This window comes from Nitrospirillum amazonense, assembly GCF_029594735.1.
In the GTDB taxonomy this organism is placed as follows: Bacteria; Pseudomonadota; Alphaproteobacteria; order Azospirillales; family Azospirillaceae; genus Nitrospirillum; species Nitrospirillum amazonense.
This window is the reverse complement of the sequence record NZ_JARPAF010000003.1, coordinates 462330-474775: the sequence shown is the minus strand read 5'-3', so window position 1 is coordinate 474775 and position 12446 is coordinate 462330. Positions and strand designations below refer to the sequence as shown.

At 67.6% G+C, this 12446-nt stretch carries 4 protein-coding genes; all 4 read right to left on the bottom strand.

Features of this window, described 5'->3' with window-relative positions; all coding sequences use genetic code 11:
- Positions 1-3: 3 nt before the first annotated feature.
- The 4 genes from P5F91_RS20265 to P5F91_RS20250 all read right to left on the bottom strand — a co-directional run bounded on the left by P5F91_RS20265 (position 4) and on the right by P5F91_RS20250 (position 11876).
- Entirely contained in the window at positions 4-1617 is a 1614-nt protein-coding gene (locus P5F91_RS20265) for a GspE/PulE family protein (RefSeq protein WP_277908100.1), read from the bottom strand.
- Positions 1614-2813: a type II secretion system F family protein gene (locus P5F91_RS20260; RefSeq protein ID WP_277908099.1), complete on the bottom strand. Its 1200-nt coding sequence runs from the start codon at positions 2811-2813 to the stop codon at positions 1614-1616. The genes P5F91_RS20265 and P5F91_RS20260 overlap by 4 nt, the downstream gene beginning before the upstream one ends.
- A 24-nt stretch (positions 2814-2837) precedes the next feature.
- On the bottom strand, positions 2838-3266 hold the full coding sequence (gspG, locus tag P5F91_RS20255; protein ID WP_145611881.1) for a type II secretion system major pseudopilin GspG: 429 nt from the start codon (positions 3264-3266) through the stop codon (positions 2838-2840).
- A 93-nt stretch (positions 3267-3359) separates the two neighbouring features.
- Positions 3360-11876 carry a discoidin domain-containing protein gene (locus P5F91_RS20250; RefSeq protein ID WP_277908098.1) on the bottom strand — a complete coding sequence of 2839 codons (8517 nt, stop codon included), beginning with the start codon at positions 11874-11876 and terminating at the stop codon, positions 3360-3362.
- Positions 11877-12446 lie beyond the last annotated feature (570 nt).

The window sequence follows — 12446 nt, the reverse complement described above, 5'->3', positions numbered from 1 at the left end:
CCCTTATTGCATGCGCGTACCGTTGCGATAGGCCGTGTCCTTGATCAGGCGTATGGGGCTTTTCTCCACCACCATCTCGCGCAGCTCATCCGTCAGGGTCAGGATCTCGGCGATGGCGCGCCGGCCCTTGTAGCCCGTGCCCCGGCAATCGCCACAGCCCAGGCCGCGGCGGAAGCGGAAGCCGGCGATGGCTTCCCCCGTCAGGCCCAGGCGCTGCAACTCCCCGTCCTCCGGCGCGTAGTCGGTGGCGCAATGGGGACAGTTCACGCGGATCAGGCGCTGGGCCCAGATGCCGTTTAGGGCGGAGACGAAGGCGTAGGGGTCGATGCCCATGTGGGTGAAGCGGCCGAAGACGTCGAACACGCTGTTGGCGTGCACGGTGGTCAGCACCAGGTGCCCCGTCAGGGCCGACTGCACCGCGATCTCCGCCGTTTCCCGGTCGCGGATCTCGCCCACCATGATCTTGTCGGGATCGTGCCGCAGGATGCTGCGCAAGCCCTTGGCGAAGGTCAGGCCCTTACGCTCGTTCACCGGGATCTGGAGGATGCCCGGGAGCTGGTATTCCACCGGATCCTCGATGGTGATGATCTTGTCGCGCCCGTTGTGGATTTCCGTCAGGGCGGCATAGAGCGTGGTGGTCTTGCCCGAGCCGGTGGGGCCGGTGACCAGCAGCATGCCGTGGGGTTCCTCCGCCAACTCCCGCAGGATGGCCAGCGAGGCGGCGTCGAAGCCCAGCGTTTCCAGGCTCAGCGCGCCGTAGGCCGCCATCATGGCGCGCTTGTCCAGGATGCGGATGACGGCGTCCTCGCCATGGATGCTGGGCATGATGGAGACGCGCAGGTCGATCTCCCGGCCCGCCGCCTCCACCCGGAAGCTGCCGTCCTGCGGCACGCGGCGTTCGGCGATGTCCAACTCGGCCAGAACCTTCAGGCGGCTGATGACCTGCTCCGCCGTTTCGGTGCCATTGATTGCCGTGCCCCGGTCCAGCACCCCGTCGACGCGGTACTTGATGGCCAGGCCGGTGGCCGTGCTTTCCATATGGATGTCCGATGCGCCGGCCTTCAGCGCGTCGTAGAGGGTGGAGTTGACCAACTTCACCGCCGGGCTGGCGGCCTCGCTGACGCTGGCGAAGGACAGGATGGCGGCGGTGCGGCCGTCGCGGCGGTCGCCGTCGCCGGCCTGGACCACGCTGTCCATAGCGCGCACGGACTCTTCCAGCTTGGACAGATAGGCGTGGATGTCGGCCGGCAGGGCTAGGGCAACCCCTACCGCCCCCCCCGCCTGGGTTTCCAGCCAGGTCAGCAGGTCGGCGTCGAAGGGATCGGGGACGGCCGCCAGCAGGCCGCCGCGGTCCTGGCGCAGCAGGGCGCAATGGCGCTGCATGGCGCGGGGCAGGGGCAGCAGGTCCAGGGCCGGCGTCAGGGCCAGCATGGCCGCCGTCTCCAGCACGGGCAGGCCCAACACCTGGCCCAGGCGGTGCAGGCGCTGGCGCGGTTCCCCGCCGGCCAGGGCCTCGAACTCCGCCAGCGTGCCGCGCCGGCTGGCCAGGGCGGCCCGCCGCGCCTGGCGCAGCAGGGCTTCGTCATCCAATGCTAGAAGGGGCGCGTCTTGGCTCATTGCAGGCTGTCCGCCAGGTCGAAGATGGGCATGTAGAGCAGCACGACGATGGCGCCGACGATGATGCCGATGGCGGCCATGAGCAGCGGTTCGAAGATGCGGGTGAAGCGGTCGATCCAGCGCCCGATCTCCCCGTCGTAGAACTCGGCGGAGCGGGTCAACATGGCACCCAGTTCGCCCGAGCGTTCCCCCACGCGCAGCATGCGCAGCGAGATGGGCGTGGCCAGGCCCTGGGCCTCGAAGGCGTCGGACAGGGGCGTGCCGGCCTGCACGGCGTCGCTGGCCAGCCGCAGGCGGGCGGCCACGTCGGCCGACATCATGCCCTGGATGGACGCCATGGCCGCGACCACGGTGATGCCGCCTTCCAGCAGCATGCCCATGGTGAGATAGAGGCGCGACAGCTCATAAATCCGCACCCGCGCCGCCATGCCGGGGATGACCGCCAGCAGCCGGCCCACGCCACCGCGCCGAACGGTGTGCCGGACACCGAGGGCGAGCAGGGCGGCCAGGGCGACGATGCCCGCCGCCAGCGGTGCGGAATGCGCTCCGGCGAAGCGGCCCCAGTCCATCAGCAGGCGCGACAGGAAGGGCAGTGAACGGCCGGTGCCCTGGTAGATCTGGGCGAAGCTGGGAACGACGTAGCCCACCAGAAAGAAGGACACGGCCCCGCCCACCAGGGCCAGGATGCAGGGATAGATGGCGGCGCTGACCACCTTGCCGCGCACGCCGTCCACCCGCTGGCGGTAATCAAGGTAGCGCGCCAGCGAGCGGGGCAGATCGCTGGTTCCCTCCGCCGCGCGGACGATGCCGACATAGAGGGGCGGAAAGTGCGCCGGCTGTTCCGCCAGCACGACCGACAGGCGCTTGCCGTCACGCAGGCCGGCCAGCAGGCGCTGCAGGATGGCGCGTGCGGTTTCGTTCGCCTCCTTCTCCAGCAGCGCCTCCAGTCCCTCGACGATGGACAGGCCGGCACGCAGCAGGGCCAGCAGCTCCTGGCTGAACAGCACCAGCGACCACTGGCGGGCGGTCGCTCCCCCAAGGGCCGCGGGCACGCGAAGGCCCTTGGCCGGCCGCACCTCGGCCACGGCCAGGCCACGCGTCGCCGCCTGGCGGCGCGCGTCGTCCTCATCCTGGGCATCCAGGACCAGCTGGGTCATCAGGTGATCGGGCGACAGCGCCCGGACCTCATACCGCATTCGAAATGATCCCCGCCTGGCCGCCTACTCGTTGCTGATGTCGGCGTCGGGGCCGCTGCCGCCCGGCTGGCCGTCACGTCCGTAGGAGGTGATGGCGAACTCGCCCTTCTCTCCGGGGGAGCGATAAAGGTAGGGGTGGCCCCAGGGATCAGGGATCACGTCCTTGCGCAGGTACGGGCCGTTCCATTTGTCGCCGTCGGTGGCCGGGCGGGTCATCAGGGCCGCCAGCCCTTCCTCCGTCGTGGGGAAGCGGCCCACGTCCAGGCGAAAATTATCGACGGCCTTGGCATAGGCCTCGATCTGCGCCTTGGCCGTCGTCACCTCGGACTTCGATACCTGCGAGAAGTACTTGGGCCCGACGTAAGAGGCCAGCAGGCCGATGATCAGCACCACGACCAGCAGTTCCAGCAGGGTGAAACCCCGCTCGCGCGCCCTGTTCTCAAATCCCCTCATCCTCGACCCCTAAATCACTGGTCCTGAAATGCGAAGAAGCGGCGACGCCTTTTCAGGCGCCGCCGTCCTTTCGGTTGCTTGACGTTGCCGCCGTCACCAGCCGATGCCGAACACCGCGTGCTCCGGCGTGTCGGTGGTGATGGTGGAGCTCTGGTCCGACACGTCGTCGTAGGCGAAGCCGTAGGCCAGGCCGCCGACGCTGTGGTCGTGCCAGAACTTGGCGTAGAAGTTGGCCGGCGCCGCGCTGTACCAGACGGACGGCGTGGCCCAGGCCCCGGCGTTGTCCATGATGTGGCGGTTGAAGGCCGCGCACAGCTGGGCTTCCAGCGCCAGCTCGGTGTCGTTGCCGGTGTGCAGGGCGCCGGCCCCGCGCAGCACGTCCTGCGTCGTCGGCTTGTTCACGATGTAGCTGCCGCCGACGTAGGCGCCGTTCTTCAGGTCGACCTCGCTGAACACCATCTGGCCCCCCTGGACCTGACCGACAAAGCGGCGGGCGCCGCCCCACATGTCGATGGTCAGGGTATTGGTGGCGTAGAACGCCCAGATCTGGTCGACGTAGCCGTCGAAGTAGGTGGCGTTGGCCTGGCCCACGTCGAAGGTGCCGTTGTAGGGCGCCATGATGCGGTAGGGCGACAGTGGGGCCGAATGGAAGGCCGCCGGCGTCTCCGCGATATAGGCGTCGTACAGCGCGGCACGGCTCTGGTTGATGCCGGTCTGCTTGTGGAAGGTGTTGTTGGCACCGTACACGTCCACCAGCAGCGGCAGGCCGAACTGGTCCACCTGGGTGGTGTTAATCCACAAGCCGGACGCGTTGTAGGTGAACTCGTACCAGTCGTAATAGACGTTGATGTTGGGGTCCGTGCCGTTCAGCGGATTGGGGCCCGCGTAACCAACCTGGTTGTTCGCATCCATCAGGATCTTGATGTACAGCGGTTCACCCAGGGCGATGAACACGCGCCCGCTGTCCATCTTGGGCAACTTCAGCTGCTTGGCCTGGGCCAGGGTGAAGAAGTAGTTGCTGTAGTTCTGGCCGTTCTTGGTCAGGTGGCCGGCGCCGTCATTGTCGGCGGCGCTGGCGGCCGTCAGGGTGCCGTCCGGCTTCAGCCAGGCGAACTGCCCCGTGGCTGGGTCGCGACCGATGACGGCCACGTACACCTGGTCGTCGCTGTAGGCGCCGTGGGTGTTGTTCTGCAGGTCGACACCGACGAAGCCGGGGAAGACCGTGTAGGGCAGGCCGCTGGCGTTGACCGTCAGGATGGCCGGGGTGCTGGTCACCTTCGTGCCCTGCGGACCCGTCACGACGACGGCATATTGGGCGTTGTCGTCGGCGCTGGTGGTGGCCGGCGTGCTGTAGCTGGCGCTGGTGGCGCCGGCGATATCGGCCCCGTTGCGCTGCCACTGGTAGGTGAAGGGGCCCGTGCCGCTGACCGTGACCGAGAAGCTGGCGCTCTGGCCCAGGCCCACGGTCTGGTTTTGCGGCTGACTGGTGATGGTGGGCGCCTGGTCCGCCTGGTTGTTGAACACCTGGAAGCTGAACAGGCTGTAGCCGTAGGGGCTGGACCGCTGCGTGCCCAGCAGGCGGACGTAGCGGGCGGTCACGGGGGTGAAGCCCAGATCCTCCACCCCGCCCTTGCCGGCGGCCTGGGTGTAGACGGTGGTCCAGTCCTTGTCGTCGGTGCCGCCCACGTTTGACACCTGGATCAGGTAGGCGATGCCGTGCGCGTTTTCCCAGCTCAGGACCACGCGGTTGAAGGTTTGTGGGGATCCGAGGTCGATGGCGATCCACGACGGATCGACGAAGGCGGAGGACCAGCGGGTGTTGGGGTTGCCGTCCACCGCGTTGCCGGCAGGGTAGCCGTCATTCTCCACCCCGCTGGCGGTGGCCGCCTTGCCGGCCGCCAGGTCGACGCCGGCCGAGGCCGGACCGAAGGTGACGGCCAGGCTGTGCGGCCCCAGGACGTTGGTGAACGTGTAGCCGGCCTGGGGACCGATGTCCTGCCCGTCCACCGCCACCTTGGTGACGACAAAGCCGTCGGCCGCGGTGAAGGTGTAGTGCGGGTCGGCCCCCTGCAGCACCTGGGTGGCGCCGGCCGGGGTGATGGCGCCGTTGTCGCCCGCCGTCGCCGTGACGGTGAAGCGGGGCGTGCTGGCGGTGTTGTAGACCTCGAACTCAAACAGGCTGTAGCCGTAGCCGGAAGAGCGCTTCACCCCCTGCAGGCGGACATAACGGGCGTTCACGGTGGCGAAGGACAGATCCTCGTCCCCGCCCTTGCCGTTGGTCTGGGTGTAGGCGTCGTTCCAGGACTTGCCGTCCGCGGAGGTCTGGATCACGTAGCCCACGCCGTAGGCGTTTTCCCACCGCAGGACCATCCGGTTCAGCGCCCGCACCGCGCCCAGGTCGGCCTGCAGCCAAGCCTGGTCGTCGAAGTTGGAGGAGAAGCGCGAGTTGGTGCTGCCGTCGGCGGCGTTGCCGGCGGGGTAGCCGTCATTCTCCGTGCCGCTGGCCGTCATGGTGACGCCCAGGGCCAGGTTGGCGTTGGTGGAGACCGGCGGCGTGCCCCCGGTGCCCGTGTTGCCGTTACCGGTGTTTCCATTACCCGTGTCACCCGAACCGGTCCCCGTTTGGGGCGGGGCGGTCACCGTCACCGTGGCGCTGCCGCTGGTGACGGTGCCGGCCACGTTGCTGATGACGACGCTGACGGTGGTGCCGCTGTCGGCGGTGGTCAGGCTCTTGGTGGTGAACAGGGGGGCATCGGTGGTCGCCGCCAGCTGCCCGTTCACGTACCACTGGTAGGTGAAGGGGGCGGTGCCGGTGGCGGCCACGGTGAACTGCGCGGTCTGGCCGGCCATCACCGTGACGTTGGCGGGCTGGGCCGTCAGCGTCGGCGGGGTCGGCATGTCGTACACCTGGAAGGACCAGAGGCTGTAGCCGTAGGGGCCGGACCGCTGGGTCAGCTTCAGGCGCACATACTGGGCGGTCACTTCGGTGAAGGTGATGTCCTCGATCCCGCCCTTGCCGTTGGTTTCGGGATGGACCGTGGTCCAGTTCTGGTCATCAGCACCACCCACGTTGGACACCTGGACCTGATAGCCCACGGCGTAGGCGTTCTCCCAGCTCAGCACCACGCGGTTGAAGGCCTTGGGCGTGCCCAAATCCACCTGCAACCACGCGGTGGGCCCGACGGCGGACGACCAGCGGGTGTTGGGGTCGCCGTCGACCGCGTTGCCGGCGGGGTAGCCCGCGTTCTCCAGCTCGCTGGAGGTGGCCGGCTGGTGCAAGGCCAGGTCCACCGCCGCCGAAGAGACGCTGAACGTGGCGGCCACGGTGTGGGCGGCCTGGATGTTGGTGAAGGTGTAGCTGGCCACCTGCCCCACGCTCTGGCCGTCCGCCGTCACGCCGGTGGCAGCGAAGCCGTTGGCCGGCTGGAAGGTGAAGGTTTGGCTGGCGCCGGCCAGGACCGACACCGTGCCGGGCAGGATGGCGCCGTTGGCCCCGGCCGTGGCGGTCAGGGTGTACTGCGGCGTGGTGGCGGTGTTGTAGACCTCGAACTCGAACAGGCTGTAGCCGTACTGGCTGGAGCGCTTGGTGCCGCTCATCCGCACGAACTGCGCCTGGGTGGCGTCGAAGCGGATGTCATCGACCCCGCCCTTGCCCTGGGTTTCGGTGTGCACCGTCTTCCAGGACTTGTTGTCCGTCGACACCTCGATCAGATAACCCACGCCGTAAGCGGCTTCCCAGCGCAGGACCACGCGGTCCACGGTCTGGACGGCACCGAGATCGACCGTGATCGATTCCGTGTCGCTGAAGCCGGACGACCAGCGGGAGTTGAGGTCGCCGTCCACCGCGGCCGACGCGGGATAGCCGTCGCCCTGGTCGCTGGTGGCCGTGGCCTTCTTGCCGGCGGCCAGGTCCGATGCCGGGGACTTGGTGGGCGGCGCCAGCGGATCGGCGTTGCCGCCGCCGTTATTGCCCCCGCCATTGTTGTTGCCGCCCCCGGTGTTGCCGCCGGTGTTGCCGTTGCCGCCATTACCGGTGTTGCCGTTACCGTCGCCGGCGGTGCCGTTCAGGGTGAGGGTGGCCGTGGCACTGGTGGCGCTGCCGCCGCCGTTGCTGACGATGACGCTGAAGGACGCGCCGTCATCGGTCGCCTGCAAGGGTGCGGTGGTGAAGGTGGGAACCGTGGTGATGCCGATGGGCGCGCCGTTCTCCAGCCACTGGTAGCTGAAGGGGCCGGGGCCGCCGACGCCGACGGTGAAGGTGGCGGTGCCGCCCAGCGGCGCCGTCTGGTTGGCGGGCTGCGCCGTGATGGTGGGGGCGGCCAGCGGCTTGCCCACCACGCACAGGGCCCAGCCTGGCGAGTTGTCGGTGATCTGCGAGGACGACTGGCCGGCCGAGGAGACGAAGTAGGACCGGTCGGTCTCACCCGCCACGTCGGTTTCGGTCCAGGTGGTCCAGGGGTTGGGGAAGGCGCAGGCCGAATAGTTGTTGCCGGCGATGGTCAGCGCCTCGTCCTGGGTGGGGACGCGCATGCCTACGGAGGCGCAGTACTGCTCGGCCACCGGCCGGGTGAACTGGGCGCCGGCCTGGGTGAAGGTGGTCACGTACTGCTGCCAGGTCAGGCCGCTGACGTTGTCGACCACGGTGGGCACAAAAGGCCCGTTGGGGATGCCGGCGATGGGCGAGACATAGGTGCCCGACTTGGCCGGCTGCAGGGTGTAGCGCTCCGTTGCCGTGCCGCACTGGGGCACGTCGTAGACCTGGAACTCGAACAGGCTGTAGCCGTAGTCCGTGGCGCGCTTGTTGCCCAGCATGCGCACGAAGCGGGCGGTGGTGCTGGGGAAGGCCAGGGTTTCCGTGCCGCCGTGGCCCACGGCCATGCTGCCGTCCGCCGGGTACACGGTGGTCCAGGTCTTGTTGTCGCCCTCGTCGTTGGAAACCTGGATTTGGTATTCCGTGGCGTAGGCGTTCTCCCACACCAGGACAACCTCGTCGAAGGTCTGGAGGGAGCCCAGGTCCACGCCCACCCAGGACGGGTCGATCTGCGGGGCGGAGGACCAGCGGGTGGTGGCGTTGCCGTCGAAGGCGTACTTGGCGGTCAGGCCGCCGTTCTGCTCGCTGCTTTCCAGCGGCGTCTTGCCCTGGGCCAGGTTGGTGCCGTTGCTGCCGCTGACCGACAGGGTGGCGGCGGGCTTGGAGGTGATGGTGCCCGCCACGTTGGTGACGGTGACCGTGTAGGCGCCGGCGTCGCCCGTCTGCACCGACGGGATGACGAAGTTGGCCGCGTCGGGGCCGACGGCCACGCCGTCATGCGTCCACTGGTAATGCAGCGGCGCCGTGCCCGAGGCCAGGACCGACAGTACCACCGTCTGGTTCACCGGCACCGCCTGGCTGGCGGGCGGGGTCAGGATGGTGGGCGGGGTGGCGGCCCCCACGGTCAGGACGGCGGCGTCGGAGGTGACGCTGCCCGCCGTGTTGGTGACCACCACGGTGTAGCTGGCGCCGTTGTCGGCCAGCGTCAGCACGGGCGTGTTGTAGATCGACCCTGTGGCGCCATCGATCAGGACCTTGTTCTTGAACCACTGGTACTTCAGCACCGGCGATCCGTTGGCCTGGACGCTGAAGCTGGCGTTCTGGCCGGCGATGACCGTTGCCCCCTTGGGCTGGGTCAGCACGGTGGGCACGGTGGGCGGCACCACGGTCAGCAAGGCCGCCGTGGAGGTAACGCTGGCGCCCGAAGCGTTGGAGACGATGACGCTGTAGGCGGCGCCGTTGTCGCCCAGGCTGGTGGCGGGGGTGGTGTAGCTGTAGCTGGTGGCGCCGGGGATGGCGACGCCACCCCGCTGCCATTGGTAGCTCAGGGGCGCCGCCCCCGCGCTCAGCACCGTGAAGGTCGCCGTCTGGCCGACGGTGACGGTCTGGTCCTGTGGCGGGGTGACGATGGACAGCTGGCCGGCAGGCGTGGCCGGGACGGACAGGTTGCCGTTGACACCCAGGCTGGGCCCGGTGGTGGGCACGGTCTGGAAGCTGGCGGTACCGGCGCCCAGGCCGGGTGCCGTGGCGGTGACCGTCACGGTGCCGGGGGTGAACTGGGCGCGCACGGCGATGCGGGTGACGCCGCCCTCTGCCGTCAGGTTGGGGTCGCCCGGGGCGTGATAGCTGTCGGGTTGGCCGTCGTTGACGTAATGGTCGGCGCCGCCGCGGTAGGTGCCGGGCCCGCTGACCGCGAAGGTCAGGGTGGGGGAAACGTTGGGGACGCGCACATTGTTGGCGTCCACCACCTCCGCCGTGATGAAGGCGGCGTCGGTGCCGTTGGCCTGCACCGCGAAAGGCTGGCCGTTGGGCCGGACCAGTTCCGGCGTGACGGTCAGGCGGATGTGGTCCGGCGTGCCGGCGGTGACCTGGGTGTCCTGGATGGGATTACCGGCGGTGTCCAGCACCACGCGGGCGTTGGCGTCCAGGCACTGGGCGGTCAGGGTGCCCGCGGCCCACATCACGTCCCAATGCACCTGCGTGGGCAGCAGGGTGGTGTTCTGGGTCATGTCCGGGCTGACGTCGCTGGTCAGCGGGTTGGGCGTCATGTCGCCGCCCTGGCGCTGGCCGTTCAGCAGCAGGCGCACGGACGGGCAGTTGGAGAAGGCGTTGACCCGCACCTGGCCCACGCGGTTCCAGTGATAGGCCAGCTTCACGACCGGCCGGGTGTCGTACGGGGTCCAGGCCGCCTGGTAGATGTGGTAGAGCAGGCGGGGAATGCGGTTGGCGTCCATCATCGAGGCGCCGTTGCCGCGGATGCTTTCGGGGGTGTGGCCGCTGGCGGAACCGGTGGGGGAACCGGGGCCGTCAACCTGGGTCACGATCTCGCCGGGCGTGTCGGCCAGGTACCAGTGGGCCATGCCGAAGGACTTCATGGCCACGCTCTGCACCCACTGCTTCATGTACAGCGCGGCGAAGGGCAGTTCGAAGTCGTAGAGGTCGCGGCCGACGCCGTTGTCCCAGTATTCCGAGCCCCAGGCCGGAACGTTGGGGTTGTCGCGCTTCACGCCGATGTCGCAGCCGTCGCCCGAGCAGCCCAGGATGTCGCCGTTGGCGGCATCGGGCGTGCGGTCGGACTGGGCGCGGGTCAGGACCGGGTCCCAGGTTTCCGACAGGGACTTCAGGGCGCGGGCGAAGCCGGTGTCCGTGACGCCGTTGTCCGCCTCCCACGCCAGCACGGACGGGTTGTTGCGGTCGTGCACAATCATGTCACGGTGCACCTCCTTCTTCATCTCGATGTCGAGGGTGGAGGCGGTGCAGTTGCCGACATAGGTGTCGCCCGGGCACAGGTGGGCGAAGCCGTTCTCACCATCGCCGCTGGGCTGGACCATCATTACGCCAAAGGCATCGGCGGCGGCCAGGAACTCCGGCCCCTGGGCGGAATGGCCCGGGCGGTACAGACTGCCACCGGCGTTGGCCAGCAGGGCCACGTCGCGCCACTGCTGTTCCTCCGGCACGGCGGATCCCAGGGCGGGGTAGTCGTAGCGGCCCGACGCGCCCCACAGGTAATGGGCATGGCCGTTGATGATGGGGAAGTTCTGGTCCCAGGCGATGGTGCGGATGCCCAGCGGCGTGGTGGTGGCGTCGACCACGACGCCGTCCACGCTGACGGTGTGCACCACCGTGTACATGTAGGGGCGGCCCCACTGGCTGTTGTTCGGGTACCAGAGGGTGGGGTGGTCGACCGTCAGCGTCTGGTCGAAGGTGGCGGGTGGCGGGGCCGTTTCAGGCGCGTTCTGCGCCGGCACGGCGGGCAGCGGCGCCGAGGCCAGCGTCTTGGTGTCCTGGGCGGACGCCACCACGTTGCCCGACGCGTCCACGATCTGGGTGTTCAGCGTCACCGTCTGGGCGTTGGCGTACTCATTGGCGACGTTGGTCTGCACCCGAACGGTGGCTGATGCGTCGCTGGCGCTGAGCGTGGAGACGTAGGTGCCCCAGGTGTTCAGCACGGCGTAAGTGTTGCGCGGGATGTGCACCCGATCGGTGATGTACATCCACACCGGGCGGAACAGCCCGCTGTCGGCCTGGCCGAAGCGGAAGGCGCCGGAGAAATTGGGGTTGGTGAAGAAGGTGTCGCCGCGCGCCACCTTGACCGCCAGCACGTTGTCGGCGCCGTCGAACTTCACATAGTCCGTGATGTCGACGATGAACGGCACGAAGCCAACGACGTGGGTGGCGTTGGGATTCACCAGGCTGTTGCCCGGGATGAAATGGCCGTTGATGAAGACGCGGGCGCCCATGTGCGCGCCCTCGAACTCCACGAAGATCTTGCGGGTCTTGTAGGCGTTATCCAGCGAGAAGTGCTTGCGGTACCAGGTGATGTTGCCCGTCAGCTGACCCTGGCCGCCACCGGACTTCAGATTCAGGAAGGTGTCGTTGTCGCTGGGAGAATGGGGCACGCCGACCGAAGTCCATACCTCGTTCGGATTAGGGTTGCTGGGGGTGTCGTTATAGGCGGGATCCATGGCGTTGGCCGGGTCGCTGTCCTTCAGGAAGCGCCATGGCGTTTCGCCCAGGTTGATGGAGATGCGGTTGGACGGCGGCAATGCCGTGCCATTATCCGCCCATGCAGCGGACATTCCTAAAATACCGCTAATAATTAACCCGACAAACAAAACCCTCAGCGCCCCTAAGGACGCGAGCAAGGCACGAGCTGTCATTTTAAGCCCCCAACTTGCGAGAGACATGCCCCGTCTTCTCTTGCAGTAGCGCCGCCTGAGCGGGCGCGTTTCTTCGGGAGGCTGTATAATCCCGCACTGTCGAGTCAAAGAAGTGGTTAATTCCTAAAATGTTATCGATGTCGTTCTCAACGTTACTGCCGCATGTTCTGATTTCATATGGCCGCAATGGTTACAAAATTCGAATCTAACTGTCCAAAAGGGGAAAGCTCTCGCTTACAACTTTAAACATGATGCAACGGTATACATTGTTACCTGGAACGCAGGAATGTGCTGCGGTCGTGCGCAAGCCATCGAAAGGATGGGTGTGTCGTCTATCCGGACAGGTAACCGGTGACATCGAACCTGTACTTAAAATTTTGAAAGATTCAAAAGTGTGGCGCCGTTTCAGCGGCGTTAACGGCTCATTTCCAGCTGCCGGTGCCGATTGGCTGTTGAAATTCCCTCGCGAATCGGAGGGGTATGGCGGGC

Bases quoted from the DNA above. Each gene is read 5' to 3' on its own strand.
- P5F91_RS20265 (WP_277908100.1), bottom strand. From the start codon at position 1,617: ATGAGCCAAGACGCGCCCCTTCTAGCATTGGATGACGAAGCCCTGCTG.
- P5F91_RS20260 (WP_277908099.1), bottom strand. From the start codon at position 2,813: ATGCGGTATGAGGTCCGGGCGCTGTCGCCCGATCACCTGATGACCCAG.
- gspG (WP_145611881.1), bottom strand. From the start codon at position 3,266: ATGAGGGGATTTGAGAACAGGGCGCGCGAGCGGGGTTTCACCCTGCTG.
- P5F91_RS20250 (WP_277908098.1), bottom strand. From the start codon at position 11,876: ATGTCCGCTGCATGGGCGGATAATGGCACGGCATTGCCGCCGTCCAAC.